Here is a 20,901-nt window from a genome sequence, read left to right on the forward strand (position 1 = left end):
TCCTCAGTTCTCGGAACCGTACGGCCGGGCGAGGTCGATGCGGCGAGCGATGACGTCGTTCGAGACGTCGCGGACGGTGCGTTCGGTGGCGAAGGCGTGCGCCTGCAGCACGAGGAGGGCGTCGGTGACGTCCACCCCGAGCTGTGCTGCGACCATGCCGGTCGCCTGGTGCACCTCTCGTCGGGAGTAACGGCTCGTGTCCATGTCGGCGCGGCCGTCTGCGGCCGCGGCGAGCAGCGCATCACGGAGCACCCGACGGGCCGCGACCTCGGTGAGCTCCACCGCGCCGCGGATCTGTCCCACGGTCAGGGTGCGTTCGCGGTCCACGGACAGGTCGACCGCCCCGACCGGGATCGTCCCGATGCGCATCGGGAACGAGAAGACGGCGCCGACCCCTGCCCGCAGGAGTTCCTCGCGCGCGACCGGCCACGCCGGGTTCAGCGTGCGGGACAGGTCCGGCTCGAGCACAGGCCGCTGGTTGGTGAGGGCCTCCCAGCAGGGTCCCTCCCCGAGGTCGAACTGGATCTCGTCGATCCGCTCGGCGCGCGCATCGCTCGCGCACACCGTCGCCGACCCGAGTGGGTTGCCGAGGGTGGAGATGCCGACCCCGGTCACGGGCAGCGTCGTCAGGAACGGCGGGCACATGTCGGTGCCGTCGGGTGCGGCCTGCAGTGCGGAGACTGCCGTCGTGAAGTCGTTCATCGCGAGGAAACCGTCCGGGTCCGTGTGGGCGGGGCTGATCCGGTCCCCGCGTGCTGCAACGCTAGCGCAGTGCCGCGCGGGCGTCGCCCGCCGGGCACGCCGAATCGCGCGGTCACGGTCAGACCGCGCTGACGCGCGACGGCTCCGGCACGGAGTGGCTCGGCTCCGCGGGGACGTCGTCGTACTTCGCCGCCGCCGTGGGCTTGCCGAGCTCGGTGGGCAGGCCGGAGGCCACCACATTCGTGAGCGCGAGCAGCGTCGAGGCCGCCTCCGACTGGTCCGTCATGATGACTCCCTCGGCGGCTCCCCGCGGGAGCTCGAGAGGATCTCGGACTCGGTACGGCGACACCGAGCGCCAGTCTGGGGCCCGCGGATGTGCGCACTCCCAGCCGCGACCCGGCGCCGCGACCCGGCGCCGGGGCTCCACCACGCCCCGGCGCCACGCCACTCAGGCGAACTGCGCGTAGAACGCCGACGGGTCCTGCGACAGCGACGCCTTCACCCCGCGGCTCCACTCGTCGACGACGACCTCGGCCACCCCCCGCTCGACGCCGTCCAGCGCGGCCCGCGCCACGTCGGCCGGGTCGACCTTCGGCCCCTCGTAGCCGGCCATCATGTCCGTGTCCGCCGCCCCGAGGTGCAGCCCCTGCACGCTGATCCCCTTGCCGGCGAGCTCCAGCCGCACCGCGTTCGTCAGGTTCCACTCGGCGGCCTTCGCCGCCGCGTACGCGCCGGATCCCGGGTAGACGAACCAGGACAGTGCGGACAGGACGTTCACGATGCCGCCGCCGCCGTTCCGCTCGATCACGGGCGCGAACGCCCGGATCATCGCGAGGTTCCCCCAGTAGTGCGTGTCCATCTCGCGGCGTGCATCGGTCAGGTCGTCGGTGAGCAGCGAGCCCGTCGTCGAGATGCCCGCGTTGTTCACGAGCAGGGTGACGTCGCCGGCGGCTGCGGCCGCCGCCTCGACCGACGCCTGGTCGGTGATGTCGAGCGGCAGCGCCACGACGCCCTCGATGTCCACGAGCTCGGGTCGGCGTGCGGTCGCGTAGACCTTGGTGGCGCCGCGCTCCAGCAGCTGCAGGGCGAAGCGGCGTCCGATTCCCCGGTTCGAGCCCGTGACGAGTGCGACCGATCCAGCGATGTCCATGGTGTCTCCTCCTGCCGCGCGGGTGTCTCCCGCAGCGGCTCGGTTACGCTAAGACCTCACATCCATGTCAGGGGCAAGCCCCGGATCGGAGACCGCATGCGGATCGGCGACCTCGCCGCAGAGACGGGCGCCAGCGTGCGCTCACTGCGCTACTACGAAGAGCAAGGACTGCTCACGGCGTCGCGGACCACCAGCGGGCAGCGCGTCTACGACACCCCGGCGGTCGAACGCGTGCAGCTCGTGCAGCAGCTGTTCGCCGCCGGTCTGCCGAGCCGCACCATCGTGCAGCTGTTGCCGTGCGTGGACAGCGGGCACGCGACGCCGGAGTCGTTCGCGCTGCTCGTCGCCGAGCGCGACCGGATCACGGCGCAGATGGCGGAGCTCGAGGCCGCGCGCGGCCGGCTCGACGAGGTCATCGCCATCAGCGAGCACCCGACTGCCGAGCACTGCCCGGCGCTGCGCGAGCCGGCAGACGGAGCGGTCGCGGCCTGAGACGTGGTGCGGGACGGACGGGAGGCCCGTGGCGGGTCCGCCACGGGCCTCCCGTCCCTCACGTCGACCGTCCACCAGCCGCAGTCGGCCCGGTCAGGCTCCTGACGGTCCGATCCGCGACGCGGATCGCGCGGCGATCGGAGCGCTACTCCAGGTGCGCGTAGTCCGGCAGGTCGATGGCGTCCGCCGGAGGTGTGAAGAACCGATCGCCGAGCCGACCGATGAACGGCGTCGAGGCGACCCGGACCGCAGCACCGAACGCAGCGATCCCGAGTCGGCTCTTCGGGTTCGCGACCCGCGGGACCCCTGGCGGGAGCTGCTGCGCCTGCGCGACGTACGGCCGCATGATGCGCTCGTAGCCACGGAAGGCGTCGCGGTGGTCGACGTGGGCGGCGAGTTCACCGGCCAACACGTACGCCCCGGTGAGCGACAGACTCGTGCCCATGCCACTGACCGGTGAGGCGCAGTAGGCGGCGTCGCCCACGAGCGCGACCCGACCCTCGGACCACCGCGGCGCACGGACCTGCCCGATCGACTCGGAGTACAGGTCGCCGGCGGCGTCGATGCCCTCGAGCACACGACCCGCCTCCCACCCGGCGTCCGCGAACACGGTGCGCAGGCGTCGGCGCTGTTCCTCGATCGTCCGTCGTTCGGAGCCGGCGCGCTCCCGCGTCCGGTCGGTCACGAACGACAGCGTCGCGCGGATCGTGCCGTGCGGGTCCGGCCGGAGCGTGACGGACCGCCCACCTGGCGCGTTGTACCAGCGCCACCAGTCGTCGTCCGCGTCGGTCCGGGGGATCGTCGCGTAGGACGTCTCGAGGCCGAGGGACCGGATCTCGGGCTCGTCGCCGAAGACCAGACGCCTGGTGCTCGACCCGATGCCGTCTGCTGCCACCACCAGGTCGAACCGCTCGTCCGCGGCGTGCTCGAACTGCACGGTCACGCCGTCGCCGGCGCCGCCGTCGTTGTCCGCGATGCCGGTGATGCGGTCGCCGAACCGGTACTCGGTGGTGTCGGTGGTCCGGCTGACCAGCAGTTGCGCCAGGTCACCGCGCAGGATCTCGAGCTCCGCGGTGGCGCCGCCCGAATCCGTGGTGCCCGCCGGGAACTCCGCGATGACCGAACCGGAGCGGCCGATGAACCGCGTGCCGACCTCACCCGTCGTGGCGGCACGGATGTCGTCCTCGATGCCCATCCGCCGCGAGACCTCGCGCCCGGCACCCCGCACGTCGACGTTCTGGCCGCCGGTCCGGAGTTCCGGGGCGCGCTCGACGATCGTCGTCTGGTAGCCGTAGCGGTGCAGCCAGTAGGCCAGGGCGGGCCCGGCGATGCTCGCACCGGAGATGAGGACGCGCTTGCGGTCGGTCGACATGTTGCCTCGAATCTTGATTACCAATGAGATTGGCAATGTACACGACTACCATCGACCTCGTGCCGCACGACGAACCGACAGCGCCCACCGACGGAAGACGAGACCGCGACGCCCGGAGCGACCGCGACGACCGACGCGACCGCGAAGCGGCCCGCCGTGACGGACGACCGCTGCCCGACGACGACATCCGCGCTCGGGTCCAACAGGTCGGGGTCCGCCAGCAGCGGTTCGAGCGACACCTCGCCCGGGCGCTCGCCGTCGACGCGGCCGGGCTCGAGGCGATGGACCACCTCATCAGCCACGGCCAGTCCACCCCGACCGAGCTCGCGCGACGGTTGGAGATCTCGACCGCTGCCATGACCCTCGTGCTCAACCGACTCGAGTCCGCCGGCCACGTCACGCGCGAGCGGCACCCCAGCGACGGCCGCAAGCTCGTCGTCATCGCGGCCGAGCGGTCCTCCGACCGTGCGTACGACCTGGTGCTGCCACTGATCGAGGGGATCGAGGACGTCGTCGCCGACATGGACGACAGTGAACGCGCCACGGTGCTGGCGTTCCTGGACCGCCTGATCGGGATCTACGACGACGCGATGGACTGATCAGTCGACTCCGTCGGGTGACCACGGTCGCTCACCGAGGCTCCACCGCGCCGTCGCCTCGACCTGTGCCTTCGCACTCTCCAGGCTCGTGTGGTCGCCGAAGACCTCGCCCGACCACCCACGGACCTCGTACCGGTTCGTGAAGACGACGGTCCCGATGTGGGACCGGCCGGAGCGGGCTTCCCACCGGCCGACTTCGAGCGCGGTCCAGCTCGTCGGGTCGTGCTGGTGTGGGAGATCGGTCTGCGAGGAGGACATGGCGTTTCCGGTCGGCATCGGACGAAGGGATCGTGCCGGCAGCCGGGGGCCTGGGTCACCTGCGGTCGACGGTAGTCCCCGGCCGACACGACGGCTCAGGTTCGTCCGCCGGCCCGTGCGATCAGCGCGCCACCCGCGTGAACGTGCGGTGCACGACCGCCGACGGCGACGCGACCGTCTCGACGGCGAAGCGCTCCTCGATCCCCTCGAGTCCGTCCCAGAGCCGCTCGCCCCGGCCGAGCACGATCGGCACCTCGACCAGGTGCATGTGGTCGACCAGATCGGCCTGCAGGAACTCGCGGACGGTCTCGACCCCGCCACCGATCCGGACGTCCCGGCCCGGTGCGACCTGGCGGGCGAGCGCGAGCGCCTCCGCCGGGGTCGCGTCGACGAAGTGGAAGGTCGTCCCGCCCGCCATCTCGAGGGGCTCGCGCGGATGGTGCGTGAGCACGAACACGGGCGTGTGGAACGGCGGTTCGTCGCCCCACCACCCGGTCCAGCCGTCATCGGGCCACGGTCCGCGCTGGGGTCCGAACTTGTTCCGCCCCATGATCTCGACACCGATCTCCGGTCCCCAGGCGCGGGCGAACTCGTCGTCGACATCGGTGGTCCCGCCGGACGCCCCCTGCATCGCGCGGAAGGTCGCGGTGGCGGCGAACCACCCCATGAGTCGACCGTCGGCGTGCCCGAACGGCCGGTCGACCGACTGGTCGGCTCCGGCGCCGTACCCGTCGAGCGAGATCGCGAAGTTGTGGACCCTGACCGTCGACATGCTGCTCCAGTCCTGCTTCAGAGGGTGATGCCCGTCGCCGCTGCCAGGGCGTCGACGAGCTGGCGGCGGAACTGCGGGTCAGCGACCGCCTGGTGCGGCTCCTGCCGCTCTCCGTGGAACCAGTAACCGCCGCTGACGGTTGCGTCGGGGTCGGTCACGAGGGCCTCCTGCGTGCGGTGCCCGAGCTCGAGGTCGTCCGACGCCCCCGCGCCGCCCATCTTGGTCGGCACCCAGCCCGGATCGACGGCGTTGCTCAGGACGCCGGGCCGGCGCCCTGCCACCTCGGCGGCGAGCGCGGTCACGAAGAGCTTGGTGTCCGAGTACGTGTTCGTCTCCGCGGTGCCGTCCCAGTCGACGCCGTCCAGTCGGGGGCGGCCGCCGCGGTGCATCCCACTGCTCAGGTACACGTGCCGGGTCGGCGCGTGGAGCAGCGCGGTGAACAGGTACGGGGCGACGACGTTGACCGGCACCAACGCACGGCCGGAGATCACGCCGGCGTTGTGCACGACCGCGTCGATCGGGTCGCCGGCGTCGAGGTCGCGCGCGGCGGCGATCACGGCGTCGCGGTCGGACAGGTCGGCGACGACGAGGGTGGCGCCACGGTCGAGCAGGTCGGCGATCGCCTCCGCACGTGCCGTGCTCCGGGCGTGCACGACGACGTCGTGCCCGTCGCGGAGCAGGGTGTCGGCGGTCGCCCGCCCGAGGCCGTCGGTCGAGCCGGTGACGAGGATGCGGGACATGTGGCCATCATGCGCCGGGTGGCGGAGGCGTGTGCGGCCGGTGGACCAGCAGCAGGCGGACGGGAGGCGCGGTGCGGGCCCGCCGCGTGCCTCCCGTCCGTTCTCGGCCCGGCCACACGGCTGCAGTACGGTCGCAGCATGAGCAGCTTCCTCGACCCCGCGGACGCCGTCGCCGTCAGCGACGCGACGATCGTGCCGGACGCGACACGTCCGGTCGCAGCGGTCGTCACGGGCGAGGACGTGCGGTGGGTGACGTGGCCCGACGCCCCGTTGCCCGACGGTGCGGTCGACGACGTGCGCGTCCTGGCGACCACCGAGGGTGCGTGGGTCGTCTACGAGTCGAACGGTGACGGTGGCGACGCGGTGTCCCGGTCCGCCGTGCACGTCACGCCGACCGGTGTGACGACCGCGGTCGACCTCGGGGATCGCCAGCCGCTCGGTGCCGACGTGGACGGGTTGTGGATCGGTGATCCACGACCCGCGTCGATGTAGGACGGAGACGACGAGGACGAGGACGTGGACGTCGATGCGGATGCCGACGGCTCCGACGACTCCGACGCCGACGATCCGCTCGACGGCGTCGACCCGGAGGCCCTGCCGTGGGCGCCGGCCGAGCCGTTCTGGCCGACACCGGAGGAGTGGACGGCGACGCTCGAGGCCGAGGCGGCCGCCGAGCACGATCACGACGACCCGGAACTGCTCGACGACGAGGACGACGGTGGTCCGTACACCTGGAGCATCGGCTTCGGTGACGAGTCCGAGGGCTTCGTCCCGTCGATGGAGCCCGTCGCGGACCCGGGTCCGCCGCTGCCCACCCCGGCGACCGACCTCGTGCTCGTGCGACCGGACGGCACCCGCGCGACGATCGCTGTCGACCACCTGGTCGAGGGCGTCGGTCGCGAGGGCTCGGTGCTGACCGTCCGGTACGCGCCCACCGGGCCCCGGCGGATCCCGGACACCACGGGCGGGCTGCTGTACACGTACCAGTACCGCGAGGTCGACGTCGACCTCTCCGACGGTCTGCCGACCACCATCACCACCGATGACCTGCCGGCACGAACGGTGGTCGACGACGAGGACGAGTCGTCGTGGGAGGCCGAGGAAGCACGGCTCGAAGCGGCTCGCGCCCCGTGGATCGAGCGGCTCGACATCACCGGGGTCGAGGGCGCGCGGTGGCCCCTGCACGACACGGACGAGTCGACGAAGGAGCAGGCGGTCGCCGCACTCGTCGGGGTGTTCGAGTCGCTGGCCGAGCCGGGGATCCTGTGGACCCGCGAACACCCGGAGCCCCGCCGTGCGGCGAGCGCCTACCGGAACGTCGAGGTCGTCGTCGACGGGGAGTGGCCCGCGACCGAGTTGGTCGTGTCGTTCGAGCACAGCGACGTGCCGTACCTGCGGCTCCGTCGGCGCTACCGGGTGTTCGACGAGGCCGGCCACGTCGAGGACTGGACGTACGTGACGGTGTACCTCGAGGAGGACATCGCGACCCGGGACATCCCTGCGCGTGACGCCGCCGTGGACGGCGTCCTCGACATCTGACGAATCGCGCCCGTCCGCGACCTCAGCCGATGACGCCCGTGTGCTCGAGCACGATGTTCACTCCGATCAGGATGAGGACCACACCGCCGGCGATCTCTGCCGGCTTGCCGAACCGGGCTCCGACACGGCGCCCGACGACCACGCCGGCGAAGGACAGCACCGCCGTCGTCACACCGATGAGCAGCACCGCGCCGCCGATCGACACCGGCAGGAACGCCAGCGTGACCCCGACCGCGAGGGCGTCGATGCTCGTGGCGACCGCCAGGACCAGGAGCTCACGGATCGGCAGGCTGTCGGTGTCCTGCTCGGTGTCCTCGTGCTTCGAGAACGCCTCCCACAGCATCTTGCCGCCGATCAGCGCGAGCAGCCCGAACGCGATCCAGTGGTCGAAGGACGCGATGGAGCGGGCGAACGCCGACCCGAGCAACCAGCCGAGCAGGGGCATGAGCGCCTGGAACGCACCGAACGTCAGCGCGATGACGAGGGCGTGCCGCACGTCGAAGCGCTTCATGTGCAGGCCCTTGCCGAGGGCGACGGCGAAGGCGTCTGCGGAGACGCCGAGCGCGATGAGGAAGAGGGCCCAGAACGACATGGGGGCGGCGCCTTTCGAGACGGTCGGACGGAGACGCCGACGTCTCAGGACCTGTCGATACTGGCACGGTACTCAACACGAAAAGGCCTGATCAGCGGTATTCGTCGCGCCGAATCCGGGGGTTGGTGCGCCCGCCCCGGTTCCTGACGGAAGGCCCGCGGCGGTGCCGGACAGCGTGGGGTTCCACGACACCCCGCCCGCGTTCCGCCGAGGTTCCGATCGGGGCGCTGCACGCCGGTGAGGTTCCGAGATCTCGGAACCTCACCGGCGGGGTGGGCGCGTCCGCGGGCAGACGGGAGGCCCGTGGCGGGCCCGCCACGGGCCTCCCGTCCGCCCTGCGGCGCGTCAGCGACCGGCTGCTGCGTGCGCGGCGACCTGGCTCGCGGACAGTTCCGTCCCGTAGACGGCCGCGTACCGCATGGACCCGGTGAAGTAGGCGTTGGCGGGCGAACCCGGCCACCCGCCGATGGTGTCGTAGCCGATCCGGAACCAGCCGGTGTAGTTCTCCGGCGTCTTGTACGTCGTGTTCGAGGCGACCAGCGTGCCGTCGACGTACAGGCGCATGCCGTTGGTCGGCGACATCGTCGTCACGGCGTGGTGCCACGTGCCGTCGGTGTACACCTTGGGCGAGGTGACGACCTGGGTCGTGCCGTTGTAGGTCCCGAAGACGAGCTGTCCGCTCGTGTTGAGGTAGAGCTTCCGGTCGTGCTGCCCTGATCCGCCGGTCTGGCTGCTGCCGAAGCCGATGAGCTGTCCACCGGCGACCGTGGTCTTGAACCAGACCTCTTCGCTGAAGGTCGTCGGGTTGGCGTACGAGGTCGGGGTCGAGACGTAGCTCGTCGAACCGTTCAGGACGTAGGCGCTGCCGCTGTCCCGCGGGCAGGCGATCGGGGTCGTCGTGGCCGTGGTCATCGAGCCCTGGTACGTGCCGTTCGCACCGCGGCCCGACGAGTCGGTCGCGGTCTTCGCGTTCGTCGACTCGGTGAGCCGGTAGGCGAAGAGCGCGTTGGCGGCATCGGCGGTGACGGCACCGGTGCAGGTGAAGTACGGCGCGGTCGCGGCGGTGTTCGTGTCGTTCCGCACGGTGGCGCTGTAGGCGGAGCGCGTCGGGGCGAACTGGTTCAGCAGGACGACGACGGCCAGGGCGACCACGAGCAGGAGGGCGACGACACGGCCGTCACGCAGGCGACGGAGGATCACGATGCGCGCACCGCCTCGACGCGACCGACGGCCAGGCAGGCGACGAGCGGCACCAGGCACACGGCGATCAGCGCCACCCACCCGAGCGGGTCGAGGTCGATGTTCGAGGTCAGCTGGTAGTGCCCGTTCTTCGTGAGTTCGTGGATGACCACGCGGCCGACCTCACCGTCGACCAGGTGCACGGTGTTGCCGCCGTGGGCGTCGATGCGCACCGGGAAGATGCCGGACGAGATGACGGTGGCCTCGACGCCCGTCGGGCTCGAGGTGTTCGTGATGGTCGTCACGTTGACGAAGGGCTTCAGGACGAACGCCGCATAGGAGACCGTCAGGGCGGAGCCGGCGATCCGGAGGCAGGTGCGGGTCACCCGGTCGGTGAAGGCACTGGTCAGGGTGAGGATCAGCAACGTGCCGATGAGCAGGATCGGCGCGGCGCGGAACAACCAGCCGAGGTGCGGGACCAGGAGCGCCGGGGTGCCGATCACGTCGGCCTGCGACAGCGTCCACGGGTCGACCGCGCCGTTCACGTCGCCGCGGGTGTGCAGGCCGCCGTCGGCGTCGATCGCGATGATGCGGTGCGTGTAGACGACGTCGGGGTTCGCGGAGGTCTCGAACGAGACGACGTCGCCGACGTGCAGGGTGCTGACGTCGACCGGCAGGTCGAGCACGAGGGTGCCGACCGGGGCTGCTTCACCCATCGAGGGCGTCTCGACGACGAACCAGCGGCCGCCGGCGGAAAGGAAGAGGACGGCGGCGGTGAGCAACACGGCGGCCACCAGCGCCAGCAGCCAGGCGAGGGCGGTCTCGGAGCGAGTGACCGCGCGGCCCCGGAGGACCGGACGGTCGAGCGTGCCGCTGAGCGGGATCGCTGCGGTCTGGCTCATGTGCTGCTCCTGCGGCTCGGGGGGTTCGGCTCAGCGCTCGCTGCGCTTGGTGGAACGGGGGTGGCGACGCTCGGCCGGAGGGGGGTCGGTCGAGCGTCGCCGGTCTGGGGTCACGGGCTCGTCACGGGGCGGCTGGGGGCACCGACCCGGGGCGGGATCAGGCCGTGAACGTCCAGGTCATGGGGACCGAGGCCGCGAGGCCCTGGTAGGTGTTGCCCGCCGAGGAGTCGAGGGTCACCGCGAAGTTGAACGGGACGCTCACACCGGCTGCCGGAGCGGCCGGCATCGTGAAGGCCGAGGCCGCCGCGCCCTTGAAGCTGGCGAGGGTGCCGCTGAAGACCGTGGTCGAACCCGAGGTGATGACGAGGTTCATCTTGGCGCAGAGGTCGGTCGCGGTGCCGTTGGCCGAGCCGTTCGCCGACTGGGTGCAGGTGGCGCCCGGGTTCAGCGTGAAGGTGCTGGCGGCCGCGGTTCCGGTGTTCTTGATCGAGATCGCGGTGTTCACCGTGTTGCCCGGCGTCATCGTCGTGCTGCCACCGAACTTGTTGATCGTCGAGCAGGTCGCGGAGTTCGTCGAGACCGAGCCGCCGTCGGTGCTGAGGCAGGTGACGGTCGCGCCGGCGTTCTGCTCCTGCATGATCAGCGTGCCGCTGCCGGCGGTGTTGCTGCTGTTCGTGATGCTCGCCGCGAACCCGGACAGGGTGCCGGTGAGCGAGAGGGAGAGGAGCACGGCGGCGAAGATGCCGGCGAGGAGCGCCACGGGGGCGAAACGGATCCGCTTCAGCGCGGAGGTGCGGAGCTTGGTGGACACGGTGTACCTCATCGGTTCGGTGGTTCGCAGTGGTTGGGGGAAGCAAGTCACTCGGGCTGATTTGCTTCAATCATTAAGATAGTCATTGCTTGACCAAGTTAGCCACTCGCACAACTACCCCAGTGCGGGGGACGCTCCTGTCCCCCGGGTTCCCGACATGCAAGGATTCCCCCCGTGACCCCCGCCGCACCCGACGACGCCGCCGACCTCATGGCCGCGTTCACCGCCGTCGTGCGCGCGAACGCGAGCCTGGTGAACCAGCTCAGTGCACGGGCCGGGGTGCACGAGAACGCCCTCCGAGCACTCGTGCTCATCAGCGACACCGGCTACTCCACGCCGACGGAGGTCGCCGGGTACCTCGGCCTGACCTCAGGCGCGGTGACGAACATGATCGACCGGATGAGCACCGCCGGACTGCTCGAGCGCGCGCCGAACCCGAACGACCGGCGTGGGTCGTTGCTGCGGCTGCTGCCGGCCGGCGACGACGTCGTCGCGGACTACCGGCAGCGCTACGCCGCCATGCTCCGGGCGGTCGACGGCGCGCACGGCGGCGAGCTGCACGAAGTGCTCAACGACCTGGCGACGAGTCTGTACCAGCAGGCCGCGGCGGCGGGGGAGTAGGGGCCGAGCCTGGGCGCTCGGGTGCTCGTCAGACCGGCTGCAGCGCCTGCTGCTCGCCGGCGGGGAGCTCGACGCGGATGCGGTCACCCGTCCGGACGACACCGCCGGTCACGACGACGCTCATCACGCCGCCCTTCCGCACCACCGCACCGTCCTCGTCCCGCCCGAGCACCTCGCGCAACAGACCCGGTTCGAACCCGTTGATCTGCTGGCACGGGTTCCGCAGGCCCGTCACCCGGACGCACGCCTCGTTGCCGAGGTGCAGCACCGTCCCGGTCGGCAGGCCGAGCAGATCGACACCGCGGGTCGTGACGTTCTCGCCCATCTGGCCCGGCTCGAGCTGGTACCCGGCCTGAGCGACCTCGTCGAACACCTCGGCGTGGAGCAGGTGGACCTGCCGCAGGTTCGGCTGCGAGGGATCACGTGCCACGCGGGAGCGGTGCTGCACGGTCGTGCCGGCGTGGGCATCGCCCTCGATGCCCCAGCCCTCGACCAGGGTCACCTCGTCGACGACGGGCTTGCTGAACCGATGGACGCTGTCGCGGCTCACGGCGATCACACGCGGCTGCTCGTCACGGTTGTCGGTCATGGTGCGATTCTGGCGCAGGTTCGGTTTCGACGCAGCCCCCGGTCAGTGTCCGAGTTCGACGAGGAAGACCCCGGCGATGATCAGTGCGATCCCACCGAGCATGAGCGCCGTCAAGGGTTCGCGGGAGAGCACCCGGCCCAGGATCGCGGTCAGCGCGACACCGGTCGCGGCCCAGATCCCGTAGGCGACCCCGATCGGCAGGCCGAGCGTCAGGGCGACGGCGAGCAGGCTGAACGCGACGAGGTACCCCGCGACGACGGGCACGAAGAACACTTTCTTGCCGTCGGTGGCGAGCTTGAGGCTGATCGTCGCGCCGACCTCCGAGACGATCGCGACGGCGAGCAGGACCCACGCCATCAGATCGCCCCCCGCTCCAGCGTCGCGCGCTTCCGTGCGGCGAGGGCTCGCTGCGAGCCGATCTCGACCAGGAGCACCCCGGCGGCGATCAGCACGACGCCGACGACCATGGTGAGCGTGAGTGCCTGCCCGAACAGCACGGCGGCGAGCACCGCGGTCAGGGCGACGCCGGAGGCTCCCCAGATGCCGTAGGCGACCCCCACCGCCATGCCAGCGCGCAGCACCAGGATCAGCATCGCGAACGCGGCGAGGTAGCCCACGACGACGAGTGCGTACCACCCGGGCTGGTCGACGGCAGCCTGCATGGAGAGCGCCGCCGTGACCTCGGCGGCGATCGCGGTCCCGAGGAACAGCCACTTCATGCGTCGCTCCCGTCCGCCAGGGCCGCGATCGCCCGTGCCGCGACCCGGACGGTGGCCTGTGCGGCTGTGTCGTCCCGGTCGGCGAGCCACGTCGAGCTGATGCCGTCGGCGGTCGCGATGAGCAGCCGGACGACGTGCTCGACCGGCACTGCCCAGCGGATGCCGTCCTCGGCGGTCCACTCGTCGACCTGCTCGCGGACGGCGTCGAGGTACGCGTGCTGCTCCCACGCGGCCAGGTCCTGCAGGTCGGGGTCGCGTCGTGAGTGGGTGACCAGCTCGACGACGGCGAGTGCGGTCGCTGGATCGTCGCGCGTCTGCGCGAGGTGGGCCGACAGGCCGGAGGCGATCCGGGCCTCCAGGTCGAGCCGCGTGACCGGCGGTGCGAACGCGACCGCCATGGCCGTGCGGAGCTGGCGTTCGAGCACTGCTCGGAAGAGCGGCGCCTTCGATGCGAAGCAGTAGTGGAAGGCGCCGTGCGGCAGGCCGGCGCGGGCGGTGACCGCGCGGGTGGTCACGGCGCTGATGCCGCCGTCGCGCAGGACGGCGATCGCGGCGTCGACGAGCTGCTCGCGTCGTTCCTCGACGCTGCGGTGCTCCTGCTGGAGGGTCATGATCCGACCGTACCGCCGTACTTGGCCAGGTGGCCAAGTCTGACGGTCGATCGTCAGGCTCGGCGCCCGGTCATTCGTCGGCGAGCCACTGCCGGATCGTGGTCACGACGCGATCGAGGTCCGACTCGAGCAGGAAGTGTCCGCCGTCCAGCAGGTCGATCCGCGCAGTGGGCACGTCCTGTCGGAACGCCCGGGCACCCGCTGCGGCGAAGATCTCGTCGTTCCTGCCCCAGATCGCGAGCACGGGAACCCTGGACTCCCGCAGCCAGGCGTGTACGTCGGGGTAGAGCGCGCGGTTCGTCGCGTAGTCGCGGAACAACGCCAGCTGCACGTCGTCCTGCCCCGGTCGCGCGAGCAGGGCGAGGTCGTGCTCCCAGGCGTCCGGGTCGACCGTCGTCGGATCCGGAACCCCGTGGGTGTACTGCCATTCGACTGCCGCTCGCCCGAGGGCCGGACGGAGCGCGTCGCGCGTCGCGTCGGTGCGCTGGGCGGCGTCGGCCCAGATCGGATCCCAGAAGTCGGGGACGAAGCCGTCCTCGTAGGCGTTGCCGTTCTGCGAGATGACCCCCGTGACCGCGTCGGGGTCGGCGAGAGCGAGGCGCCATCCGACGGGAGCGCCGTAGTCCTGCACGTAGATCGTGTACCGGTCGACTCCGATCGTTTCGAGGAACCGCCGGGTCGTCTCGGCGAGGGCCGCGAACGAGTAGTCGAAGTCGTCGACGGACGGTGCCGAGGAGCGCCCGAAACCGATGTGGTCCGGCGCGATGACGCGGTACCGATCAGCCATCGCCGGGATCAGGTGCCGGAACATGTGCGAACTCGACGGGTACCCGTGCAGCAGCAGGAGGACGGGTGCATCCGACGGCTCAGCCTCGCGCCAGAAGACGTCGAGTCCGTCGACGGACACGGTGCGGTGATGAACAGCGACCATGACTAACCCCTTTGGATTGTTTTACTGGTTACCACGACGGTAGCATGGCCACTGCGCACCGGACGGTGCACGGGAAGGCATGGACCGGTGGACCACGACGAAGCACTGCTGCTCGAGGTGCTGAACAGCGCACCCGTGGTCGACGGACGCCAGACCGACTCCCTGGAGGGGTCGGGCGCAGCGGCGCTGGCACGGGACTGGGGTGGGACCGGCACCGCTACGGAACGCGAACAGCTCCGTCGTGCACGTGATGCCGTTCAGTCCGTCGTCCGTGGCGACACGGCCGCGGCCGTCGACGAGCTCACGCGCATCGTCGACGGAACCGTGCGGACCCCGCACGTCTCCCGCGACGGCGTCGCCTGGGAGCTCCGGACCGACGACCCGGACCACCGGTTGCCGGTACGGGTCGTGCTCGCCTGGTCGGCCGTCAGCGCTCGCCTACCCGGGCGGCTCCGCGCCTGCGCGAACGATGCGTGCAACCTGTTCCTCGTCGACCACAGCCGCCCCGGCACCGCGAAGTGGTGTTCCATGGCGACCTGCGGGAACCGGATGAAGGCGCGGGCGTACGCGGGGCGGGCTCGGGGCTGAGATCCGCGATCGCTGTGCAGTGCGACCATGGCGAGTGAAGTATGGCTCGAAATCGGCAGCGAAGTGCCCGGAGAACGACCGGCTGTCGATATGGGCGACTCATAGGCTTACCAGGTGATCACGCGCGTTCTCGGTTCTGGTCGTCCGCTCGTCGCCCTCCACGGGTTCGGTGTGGACCACCGCATCATGCTGCCACTGGCGGACGCGGTGCAGGACCTGCCCTGGCGGATGGTGTTCCTCGACCTGCCATGGGCCGAAGCCGCCGCGGCGACCGCGACCGCGAAGAGCGCGGTCGACGTGGCCGACGAGGTACTCGCCGAGATCGACCACCACCTCGGCGACGAGCCCTTCGCCGTCATCGGGAACTCGTTCGGCGGCATGATCGCCCGACACGTCGCGCACGAACGCCGAGACCACGTGCTCGGCGTCGCGACCCTGGCAGGTGTCGTGCATCCGGTGCACGCAGACCGTGCCGTCCCCCCACGCACCGTGCTGCACATCGACCCGTCCGTCCTCGAAGATGCCGGTGACGCTCGAGAAGCGTTCGAGGAGGTCAGCGTCATCCAGGACGCGGCCGCGTTCGCGGCGTTCGAGCGGTACGTACTGCCCGGGCTCCGCGGCTCCGACACGGCGGTGATGGACCGCATCGCCACTGACTACGCGCTGGAGGCCGTCCCGGAGGAACGCCATCGGGAGCCGTTCATCGCGCCGGCGCTGCATGTGTTCGGTCGGCAGGACGACGTCGTCGGGTACGAGGACGGGCTCGCACTCGGAGACCACTACCCGCGAGGGAGCTTCGTCGTCCTCGACGCCGCTGGACACAACGTGCACCTCGAGCAACCCGAAGTCACGGCCGCCCTGGTACGCGACTGGCTCGCACGCATCGACCGGTAGGCCATCGATCAACGGACAGGAGCGACGCTCGGTGCGGGCGAGCGTCCCGATGATCTCGGGCGCTAGCTTCGAGTGGTGGACGAGATCTTGGAAGTGTCAGAAGTCATCGCCCTGCTGCGGCCGATGTTCCACTTCATGCTCACGACCCCCGAACTCGCAACGCTCACGGTGGAGATCGTGTCGATCGACGACGTCACCGGCCCAGCGCTGGACGGGGACGATCTCGTCGAGCAGAACAGTGCCGTGGTCCGCTGGCGCATCCTGCACGAACGCGGTTGGTCCGGCGGCTTATGGGTCGAGGACGGCCCTGACGCCCTCGTTCGCAATGTGCAGAGCGATCTCCAAGACTTCATTGCGGAGAGCGAACTCGGGTGGGGTCAGCTCAGAGGGCCTCGCGACTTACCGTGATCTCGACCAGATCGTCACGGTGGAGCAGACAGCCCGTCCGGTAGACAATTGGCTATCGGGCCGCGGCTCGGTTTAGGAAGTAGCGCTGATGGCCGGATGGTCTCAGACGTCCACAGTCGTACTGATTGGAACGTCGATGCGGTCGCGAGCCACCACGATTCCATCCTTGACGACGTAGCACTCCACGATGTGTTCGCCACGGAAGCTTGAACTTTCTTTCCGAATACCGGGCTCTGTCGAGTCAATGATGTCGCCGCGGATCATTCGGCGTTTCTCCGCTTCCGAACCCTGGTTGAGCACCTTCCACTTCAGCACATAAGGCTCCGAAGCCGAGCAGCTCTTGACCTGAAACTTCATGCGCTTGCCAGCCAAAAGCGGGTCTCCGACCCGTCTCATCGAGCGCAGCCACGTCGGGCGCCAACCCTTCTGAGTTACCTCGCAGTCGATGTACACGCTCGCGGTGATGTCTACCGGGTAGTGATCCTCGATGAACTCTTCGGCGCCGATATACGTGGCACTGGCAGATGCCTTGAGGGTGCCTCCGGGTGCTGTTAGGGGCACACCGGTACCGAAGACCTCACGCCACTTCTTGACTGCCGCGGTCTTACCCTCGAGTTCGATGGCAGAGACGCAGCGGTTGTAAGCCTTCTTTGCCTTGGCCTGAAACTTGGCCTTGACGTGGACACGCTGGCGGCTTCCGAGCGCCAGGTAGTAGTCCTTCTCCGGCTCATGCATGAGGAACTCGAAGAAGTCTCTGGACATGACATCAAAAGAGCCGGTCTTGGCAAAATCGAACTCGCTGGTTTGCGCGAAGAAGTTGTTGACCAAGGTGTCGATGACAAGGCCACCGAGATTGACACCGTTTGTGTTTTTCCAGGCCCGTGTCATCCGCGCGAGATGACGCATGTTCGTCGAAGTGCGATCGTTGCATTCCTTCGTCTCGGCAATTTCCGCGCGCGGTTTTGTCGTCTTCCAGGACTCCGCTTTGGTGTCGGGGTAGTCAAAGCTGCCATCTTCGTTCTCGAACGCTGGCTGAACCTCAAACTTGAACGCGTCAGACACGAACTGCACGCGAACAACGCACTGGTCGACGCGGATATCCGTGTTCGTGTACCGCGCCGTGAGGACGTCGCGCACGCGCTCGAGCATCCGGCGAGGGCCGTTGGCCTCGCTGTAGTCACCACGCAGGCTCGACGGCAGGATGAAGATCATGTCGAGGTCGGAGATAGACCTGATCGCAGTGTGGCGTCCGAACGAGCCGATCATCAACTTGTACTCGACCGAGGCGTCCTTATCTCGAAAGTTCTTATTTAAGGCCTTCGTGATCTCGTCCCGGCGCGATCGGACCGTCTTAGCCTTTTCCCCCACCTTGAGGTTCGCCAGCAAGCCGTCAAAAATCTGATCGGTTTCCATCCTCAGACCTGGCTTTCGTTAAGCCGCAACGCCTCGGGAAGCAAAAGGTCGAGCTCGCGGGAGGAGAACGTCAGCTCCTCGTTGTTCTTGAGGCCGTCCTGCGCGCGCTCGTACGCCTTCGAGGTGGTACGGGGAGCAGAGGAGTAGACATCGCGCGAAGCTTCCTGCAGCTCATCGCGGCGGACCCGTGCTTGGGGGTCCGTGATCTCGTGAGACATTAGGTCGGCGATGAGCGAAACATATGACTCGCGTACGTCCCACAGTCGCGACGCAGTGTCCCGGTGGGCTTCAGCCTCTTCATGGAAACGAAATGTTTTCGATCCCAGCGAGACCCAGGTCACCAGGACAGCGATGGTAGACGTCGCGAGGCTGGTAACCGTGGTGCTGGCGAACGGACTCACCACGGCGACCAAGAACGTGCCAGAGCTGACCGCGGTCAGAGCGATGAGTTCGCCCTGCTGCCAACGATGCTTAGTGAAGCAGATGTCCGCTTGCTTCTCCTGAGTCTTGTGAGAGTACGCGACTCTTCCAAAGGCCTCGCGAACCTGGGCGAGCAGGTGGTGGCTGGCGGCTGGCGGCCGTGAGATCCTCATCGGTCTATTCACTCCACCCGATCCTCGATACCTAGAACGCACGCGTTCATCGGATGCGCTCGGTTGAAGTATGTCGGTAACCACAGACATAGCGGCGCTGCGCAGTGTGTCTGCGAGGTGAGCGCCGTAGTCAGAGGCCCGACCGTGGATGGCTCGGTAGACCGTTGATCGGGCGACCGGCTAACGGACGCCAAGAGTCATGTGCCTGGGTAGTGGACCTCGACCTTGCCGCCGAGCTCCCTAGCGAGGTGTTCGCTCAAGCGTTGTCCCTCGGCATACCACTCCGCATCACGTTCCTTCGAGACGAGCCACGGCTGATTCATTCGCGCGTGGTCGAGGTAGTAGTCGGTCCAAGCGCGGAGCTTCGAGGTGAGCCCGGGCGACAGCCCGAGCGATGACGGGGTGAGCATGCCGTCGTCCCAGAGCGGCCACCGGGCTTCGTAGTCGCAGAACATGTTGATGCGACGGCGCTCCGAATCGACCATGCCGACAACGTAGCCGCGACCGGACATGGATCGATCACTGGACAGCAGTCTGGACGCGCTCAGACCCGTCGGAACAGTTGCTGTCCAGTGATCGATGAGTCACCGGACGCCGCTAGTGGAGAGTTGAATGCACGCATGTTGTCCCGTATTCAGCCTCGCGTGCTCGGCCTTGCGATCGGCGTCGGGGCTCTGGTTGCGGGACTCGTCATGGCCGTCCTCGGCGCCGGCGCCGGCGTCGGTTACGTCGGGCTCGTAGCCGGCGGGCTGGTCATCGCTGCGATGGGACTGCTGGCGGCAATCGTTGGTGCGATCGGCTTCGCCCGACACGGGTCCGCCCGAACCGAGCGTGAGTGAACTAAGTGAATATGAGCGACTGATAGCCGTGTCCGGTAGTCCATCGGTAACTGAGACAGGCTACGCGGCCGGGTGTAGTTCATAGCTTCCAGACAGACATCGTCCGGAACATGTGAGCGGCGCCTCTGCCGTCTAACGAACAGGCCGTCCGGAGTCAACCTCGGTGGCCTGATCCATGCTCGCTGCGGCGCCCGCGTGACTCTCGTGGGTCCTTCCTCAACCCACCGCGTGAGGCTCGAGGTCATACTCTCGCGATGGACTCGATGTCCTCGAGGAACGCGTCTGCCACTTCCCGAGAGACGGTTGCGCGCGTGTCGGCAACGGCGTCCAGGTAGTCGGAGGAACTCGGTCCGGCTGCGCCGTCCACACCGGCATCACTCGACAGGGCACGCTCCAAAGCCCCCTGGGAGGCCTTCTGCGCGGCGTATTCGATGTCGGCTGGTGAGAAACCATCGGTGCTGGAGACGAGCGCATCCACGTCGATGTCCGCGAGGACGTGCGGAGGGATGTACCGCGACCAGATCGATGTCCGCGCGTCGGAATCGGGGAGGCCGATGGGGATCACGTAGTCGAAGCGGCCATGGCGCAAGAAGGCTGTGTCGAGAGCGCGGATGAAGTTCGTCGCGCAGACGAGGAGCCGGTTGGGCTGATCGCGGAACATGGGGATGATCTTGAGGAGCTCGTTGGTCACCCCCTGCATTGCCGACGGCGGCTCTCCACCGCGCTGGACCGCGATCTCCTCGACCTCGTCGATGAACACGACCGCGTGCTCCAGATCGGCGATCTTCGTGAAGGTCTCGCGAAGCGCGCCGGCGAGACCGGCTGGATCCGAGGCGAGTCGCGAGGGGAACACCTCCACGAACGACCACTCCAATCGTGAGGCGATGGCGCGAGCGAAGGTCGTCTTACCGGTCCCGGGAGGGCCGAACAGGACAACTGCGCTGGGTGGGACGACTCCAAACCGTTCCGCGAGGTCGGGGCGCGCCAGGGGCATGACCAACCGGCGTTCGAGGAGGTCCTTCTCGTGCTGCATTCCGCCGATGGAGTCCCAGAGACCTCGGGGCATGAGGCGTCCGCCCAGCTCGCGCAGGGCTGACAGTTCGTTGCGCTGGACGGGGATCTGCCGTTCGAAGTAGACGAGGTTCTTCTTCGCCTCGAATCCCTGGTTCTTGAACGCGTCGACCCGCAGTGCGGTGTCCGGGAGGAGCACGGACAACTTCGAGAGCCCGATCGGCGCCATGCGCTTCTCGAGGGCAGCCAGCATACGGCCGCCGATGCCCTGGTGCTGGTGTGCTGACGCCGTGGAGAGGAACACGATCCAGCCCTGGGCATGTGCGGCGCGTCCGACCGCCGCGCCGATGACGACATCGTCGAGAACCGCGACGACGGCGTGGTCCTGCTGGCAGGAAGCGAGTACTTCCGAGAGCCCGTACACCGGCTCGACGCCAGTCGCCCGGAGCTCTTCCCACAGGTGCAGGATGCCGTCGATGTCGTCGGGATGGAAGTCGCGAAAACGGAGTTGCGCCAAGGTGGTCGCCTTCGGGTCGGGGAGGGATCTGGAACACTCAAGCGCCGGGTGGAGGCACT

Annotated in this window: 29 protein-coding genes; 9 read left to right on the plus strand and 20 right to left on the minus strand. The window is 69.0% G+C overall.

Annotated features, from left to right (window positions below; genetic code table 11):
- Positions 1–3: 3 nt before the first annotated feature.
- The 3 genes from ABH929_RS01855 to ABH929_RS01865 form a co-directional block, all read right to left on the minus strand.
- Positions 4–702 carry a GAF and ANTAR domain-containing protein gene (locus tag ABH929_RS01855; protein WP_404559932.1) on the minus strand — a complete coding sequence of 233 codons (699 nt, stop codon included), beginning with the start codon at positions 700–702 and terminating at the stop codon, positions 4–6.
- 118 nt (positions 703–820) lie between these two features.
- Positions 821–988 carry a hypothetical protein gene (locus ABH929_RS01860; RefSeq protein ID WP_404559934.1) on the minus strand — a complete coding sequence of 56 codons (168 nt, stop codon included), beginning with the start codon at positions 986–988 and terminating at the stop codon, positions 821–823.
- Between the two features lie 162 nt (positions 989–1,150).
- Positions 1,151–1,852 carry an SDR family oxidoreductase gene (locus ABH929_RS01865; RefSeq protein ID WP_404559935.1) on the minus strand — a complete coding sequence of 234 codons (702 nt, stop codon included), beginning with the start codon at positions 1,850–1,852 and terminating at the stop codon, positions 1,151–1,153.
- A 96-nt stretch (positions 1,853–1,948) separates the two neighbouring features.
- Between ABH929_RS01865 and ABH929_RS01870 the strand changes: the two genes are divergently transcribed.
- On the plus strand, positions 1,949–2,344 hold the full coding sequence (locus ABH929_RS01870) for a MerR family transcriptional regulator (RefSeq protein WP_131877865.1): 396 nt from the start codon (positions 1,949–1,951) through the stop codon (positions 2,342–2,344).
- 145 nt (positions 2,345–2,489) lie between these two features.
- Here ABH929_RS01870 and ABH929_RS01875 read toward each other — a convergent pair whose 3' ends face one another.
- On the minus strand, positions 2,490–3,716 hold the full coding sequence (locus ABH929_RS01875; RefSeq protein ID WP_404559937.1) for an FAD-dependent monooxygenase: 1,227 nt from the start codon (positions 3,714–3,716) through the stop codon (positions 2,490–2,492).
- A 35-nt stretch (positions 3,717–3,751) separates the two neighbouring features.
- Here ABH929_RS01875 and ABH929_RS01880 point away from each other — a divergent pair, with 35 nt between their 5' ends.
- Positions 3,752–4,315, plus strand: coding sequence for a MarR family winged helix-turn-helix transcriptional regulator (locus ABH929_RS01880; RefSeq protein ID WP_404559938.1), 564 nt, complete (start codon positions 3,752–3,754; stop codon positions 4,313–4,315).
- Here ABH929_RS01880 and ABH929_RS01885 read toward each other — a convergent pair whose 3' ends face one another.
- From ABH929_RS01885 to ABH929_RS01895, 3 genes are all read right to left on the minus strand, one after another.
- Positions 4,316–4,573, minus strand: coding sequence for a hypothetical protein (locus ABH929_RS01885; protein WP_263055337.1), 258 nt, complete (start codon positions 4,571–4,573; stop codon positions 4,316–4,318). It lies immediately after the preceding gene.
- Positions 4,574–4,694: 121 nt separating this feature from the next.
- Positions 4,695–5,345 (minus strand): dihydrofolate reductase family protein, encoded by a 651-nt coding sequence (locus ABH929_RS01890; protein ID WP_263055338.1) that lies wholly within the window; start codon positions 5,343–5,345, stop codon positions 4,695–4,697.
- A gap of 17 nt (positions 5,346–5,362) precedes the next feature.
- Entirely contained in the window at positions 5,363–6,085 is a 723-nt protein-coding gene (locus ABH929_RS01895) for an SDR family NAD(P)-dependent oxidoreductase (RefSeq protein ID WP_404559941.1), read from the minus strand.
- Positions 6,086–6,223: 138 nt separating this feature from the next.
- Here ABH929_RS01895 and ABH929_RS01900 point away from each other — a divergent pair, with 138 nt between their 5' ends.
- Positions 6,224–6,577, plus strand: a complete 354-nt coding sequence (locus tag ABH929_RS01900) for a hypothetical protein (protein WP_404559943.1) — start codon at positions 6,224–6,226, stop codon at positions 6,575–6,577.
- 24 nt (positions 6,578–6,601) lie between these two features.
- Positions 6,602–7,624 carry a hypothetical protein gene (locus ABH929_RS01905; protein ID WP_404559945.1) on the plus strand — a complete coding sequence of 341 codons (1,023 nt, stop codon included), beginning with the start codon at positions 6,602–6,604 and terminating at the stop codon, positions 7,622–7,624.
- Between the two features lie 22 nt (positions 7,625–7,646).
- Here the strand turns inward: ABH929_RS01905 and ABH929_RS01910 are convergent, their stop codons facing one another.
- The 4 genes from ABH929_RS01910 to ABH929_RS01925 form a co-directional block, all read right to left on the minus strand.
- Positions 7,647–8,216, minus strand: a complete 570-nt coding sequence (locus ABH929_RS01910) for a manganese efflux pump MntP family protein (protein WP_404559946.1) — start codon at positions 8,214–8,216, stop codon at positions 7,647–7,649.
- A 345-nt stretch (positions 8,217–8,561) separates the two neighbouring features.
- Positions 8,562–9,416, minus strand: coding sequence for a LamG domain-containing protein (locus tag ABH929_RS01915; protein ID WP_404559947.1), 855 nt, complete (start codon positions 9,414–9,416; stop codon positions 8,562–8,564).
- On the minus strand, positions 9,413–10,297 hold the full coding sequence (locus tag ABH929_RS01920) for a S26 family signal peptidase (RefSeq protein ID WP_205463455.1): 885 nt from the start codon (positions 10,295–10,297) through the stop codon (positions 9,413–9,415). Before ABH929_RS01920 ends, ABH929_RS01915 begins: the two co-directional genes overlap by 4 nt.
- A 157-nt stretch (positions 10,298–10,454) precedes the next feature.
- Complete coding sequence (locus tag ABH929_RS01925) at positions 10,455–11,108, minus strand: hypothetical protein (protein ID WP_404559948.1); 654 nt, start codon at positions 11,106–11,108, stop codon at positions 10,455–10,457.
- Between the two features lie 174 nt (positions 11,109–11,282).
- Here ABH929_RS01925 and ABH929_RS01930 point away from each other — a divergent pair, with 174 nt between their 5' ends.
- Entirely contained in the window at positions 11,283–11,729 is a 447-nt protein-coding gene (locus tag ABH929_RS01930) for a MarR family winged helix-turn-helix transcriptional regulator (RefSeq protein WP_263089321.1), read from the plus strand.
- 28 nt (positions 11,730–11,757) lie between these two features.
- On the opposite strand, the gene ABH929_RS01935 is transcribed toward ABH929_RS01930, so the two are convergent.
- From ABH929_RS01935 to ABH929_RS01955, 5 genes are all read right to left on the minus strand, one after another.
- Positions 11,758–12,318, minus strand: coding sequence for an MOSC domain-containing protein (locus tag ABH929_RS01935; protein WP_404559949.1), 561 nt, complete (start codon positions 12,316–12,318; stop codon positions 11,758–11,760).
- Positions 12,319–12,360: 42 nt separating this feature from the next.
- Complete coding sequence (locus ABH929_RS01940) at positions 12,361–12,675, minus strand: DMT family transporter (RefSeq protein WP_404559950.1); 315 nt, start codon at positions 12,673–12,675, stop codon at positions 12,361–12,363.
- Positions 12,675–13,037, minus strand: coding sequence for a DMT family transporter (locus tag ABH929_RS01945; RefSeq protein ID WP_404559952.1), 363 nt, complete (start codon positions 13,035–13,037; stop codon positions 12,675–12,677). Before ABH929_RS01945 ends, ABH929_RS01940 begins: the two co-directional genes overlap by 1 nt.
- The gene (locus tag ABH929_RS01950; RefSeq protein WP_263055230.1) at positions 13,034–13,648 is read right to left on the minus strand and encodes a TetR/AcrR family transcriptional regulator; all 615 of its coding nucleotides are present in this window, start codon (positions 13,646–13,648) and stop codon (positions 13,034–13,036) included. Before ABH929_RS01950 ends, ABH929_RS01945 begins: the two co-directional genes overlap by 4 nt.
- A gap of 70 nt (positions 13,649–13,718) precedes the next feature.
- Positions 13,719–14,579: an alpha/beta fold hydrolase gene (locus tag ABH929_RS01955; RefSeq protein WP_404559953.1), complete on the minus strand. Its 861-nt coding sequence runs from the start codon at positions 14,577–14,579 to the stop codon at positions 13,719–13,721.
- A gap of 87 nt (positions 14,580–14,666) precedes the next feature.
- Between ABH929_RS01955 and ABH929_RS01960 the strand changes: the two genes are divergently transcribed.
- From ABH929_RS01960 to ABH929_RS01970, 3 genes are all read left to right on the plus strand, one after another.
- A complete protein-coding gene (locus ABH929_RS01960) occupies positions 14,667–15,167 on the plus strand; it encodes a CGNR zinc finger domain-containing protein (protein WP_263055231.1) in 501 nt (166 codons plus the stop codon).
- Positions 15,168–15,281: 114 nt separating this feature from the next.
- Positions 15,282–16,061: an alpha/beta fold hydrolase gene (locus ABH929_RS01965; RefSeq protein ID WP_404559954.1), complete on the plus strand. Its 780-nt coding sequence runs from the start codon at positions 15,282–15,284 to the stop codon at positions 16,059–16,061.
- A 75-nt stretch (positions 16,062–16,136) separates the two neighbouring features.
- Complete coding sequence (locus tag ABH929_RS01970) at positions 16,137–16,469, plus strand: hypothetical protein (protein ID WP_263089320.1); 333 nt, start codon at positions 16,137–16,139, stop codon at positions 16,467–16,469.
- Between the two features lie 102 nt (positions 16,470–16,571).
- On the opposite strand, the gene ABH929_RS01975 is transcribed toward ABH929_RS01970, so the two are convergent.
- The 3 genes from ABH929_RS01975 to ABH929_RS01985 form a co-directional block, all read right to left on the minus strand.
- Positions 16,572–17,882: an SMODS domain-containing nucleotidyltransferase gene (locus tag ABH929_RS01975; RefSeq protein ID WP_263055234.1), complete on the minus strand. Its 1,311-nt coding sequence runs from the start codon at positions 17,880–17,882 to the stop codon at positions 16,572–16,574.
- Between the two features lie 2 nt (positions 17,883–17,884).
- The gene (locus tag ABH929_RS01980) at positions 17,885–18,475 is read right to left on the minus strand and encodes an SLATT domain-containing protein (RefSeq protein ID WP_404559955.1); all 591 of its coding nucleotides are present in this window, start codon (positions 18,473–18,475) and stop codon (positions 17,885–17,887) included.
- A 197-nt stretch (positions 18,476–18,672) separates the two neighbouring features.
- The gene (locus tag ABH929_RS01985) at positions 18,673–18,960 is read right to left on the minus strand and encodes a hypothetical protein (protein WP_263089319.1); all 288 of its coding nucleotides are present in this window, start codon (positions 18,958–18,960) and stop codon (positions 18,673–18,675) included.
- 87 nt (positions 18,961–19,047) lie between these two features.
- Here ABH929_RS01985 and ABH929_RS01990 point away from each other — a divergent pair, with 87 nt between their 5' ends.
- Positions 19,048–19,314: a hypothetical protein gene (locus tag ABH929_RS01990; RefSeq protein ID WP_263089318.1), complete on the plus strand. Its 267-nt coding sequence runs from the start codon at positions 19,048–19,050 to the stop codon at positions 19,312–19,314.
- A 241-nt stretch (positions 19,315–19,555) separates the two neighbouring features.
- Here ABH929_RS01990 and ABH929_RS01995 read toward each other — a convergent pair whose 3' ends face one another.
- Positions 19,556–20,842, minus strand: a complete 1,287-nt coding sequence (locus ABH929_RS01995) for an ATP-binding protein (RefSeq protein ID WP_404559957.1) — start codon at positions 20,840–20,842, stop codon at positions 19,556–19,558.
- Positions 20,843–20,901 lie beyond the last annotated feature (59 nt).

It is taken from the genome of Curtobacterium sp. AB7, from assembly GCF_044909335.1.
In the GTDB taxonomy this organism is placed as follows: Bacteria; Actinomycetota; Actinomycetes; order Actinomycetales; family Microbacteriaceae; genus Curtobacterium.

What these genes read in the sequence shown, in the direction of transcription:
- ABH929_RS01870 (WP_131877865.1), top strand. Translation starts at nt 1,949, where the DNA reads ATGCGGATCGGCGACCTCGCCGCAGAGACGGGCGCCAGCGTGCGCTCA.
- ABH929_RS01900 (WP_404559943.1), top strand. Translation starts at nt 6,224, where the DNA reads ATGAGCAGCTTCCTCGACCCCGCGGACGCCGTCGCCGTCAGCGACGCG.
- ABH929_RS01860 (WP_404559934.1), bottom strand. Translation starts at nt 988, where the DNA reads ATGACGGACCAGTCGGAGGCGGCCTCGACGCTGCTCGCGCTCACGAAT.
- ABH929_RS01955 (WP_404559953.1), bottom strand. Translation starts at nt 14,579, where the DNA reads ATGGTCGCTGTTCATCACCGCACCGTGTCCGTCGACGGACTCGACGTC.
- ABH929_RS01920 (WP_205463455.1), bottom strand. Translation starts at nt 10,297, where the DNA reads ATGAGCCAGACCGCAGCGATCCCGCTCAGCGGCACGCTCGACCGTCCG.
- ABH929_RS01910 (WP_404559946.1), bottom strand. Translation starts at nt 8,216, where the DNA reads ATGTCGTTCTGGGCCCTCTTCCTCATCGCGCTCGGCGTCTCCGCAGAC.
- ABH929_RS01885 (WP_263055337.1), bottom strand. Translation starts at nt 4,573, where the DNA reads ATGTCCTCCTCGCAGACCGATCTCCCACACCAGCACGACCCGACGAGC.
- ABH929_RS01975 (WP_263055234.1), bottom strand. Translation starts at nt 17,882, where the DNA reads ATGGAAACCGATCAGATTTTTGACGGCTTGCTGGCGAACCTCAAGGTG.
- ABH929_RS01945 (WP_404559952.1), bottom strand. Translation starts at nt 13,037, where the DNA reads ATGAAGTGGCTGTTCCTCGGGACCGCGATCGCCGCCGAGGTCACGGCG.
- ABH929_RS01880 (WP_404559938.1), top strand. Translation starts at nt 3,752, where the DNA reads ATGTACACGACTACCATCGACCTCGTGCCGCACGACGAACCGACAGCG.
- ABH929_RS01935 (WP_404559949.1), bottom strand. Translation starts at nt 12,318, where the DNA reads ATGACCGACAACCGTGACGAGCAGCCGCGTGTGATCGCCGTGAGCCGC.
- ABH929_RS01980 (WP_404559955.1), bottom strand. Translation starts at nt 18,475, where the DNA reads ATGAGGATCTCACGGCCGCCAGCCGCCAGCCACCACCTGCTCGCCCAG.
- ABH929_RS01890 (WP_263055338.1), bottom strand. Translation starts at nt 5,345, where the DNA reads ATGTCGACGGTCAGGGTCCACAACTTCGCGATCTCGCTCGACGGGTAC.
- ABH929_RS01855 (WP_404559932.1), bottom strand. Translation starts at nt 702, where the DNA reads ATGAACGACTTCACGACGGCAGTCTCCGCACTGCAGGCCGCACCCGAC.
- ABH929_RS01950 (WP_263055230.1), bottom strand. Translation starts at nt 13,648, where the DNA reads ATGACCCTCCAGCAGGAGCACCGCAGCGTCGAGGAACGACGCGAGCAG.
- ABH929_RS01985 (WP_263089319.1), bottom strand. Translation starts at nt 18,960, where the DNA reads ATGGTCGATTCGGAGCGCCGTCGCATCAACATGTTCTGCGACTACGAA.
- ABH929_RS01865 (WP_404559935.1), bottom strand. Translation starts at nt 1,852, where the DNA reads ATGGACATCGCTGGATCGGTCGCACTCGTCACGGGCTCGAACCGGGGA.
- ABH929_RS01875 (WP_404559937.1), bottom strand. Translation starts at nt 3,716, where the DNA reads ATGTCGACCGACCGCAAGCGCGTCCTCATCTCCGGTGCGAGCATCGCC.
- ABH929_RS01940 (WP_404559950.1), bottom strand. Translation starts at nt 12,675, where the DNA reads ATGGCGTGGGTCCTGCTCGCCGTCGCGATCGTCTCGGAGGTCGGCGCG.
- ABH929_RS01895 (WP_404559941.1), bottom strand. Translation starts at nt 6,085, where the DNA reads ATGTCCCGCATCCTCGTCACCGGCTCGACCGACGGCCTCGGGCGGGCG.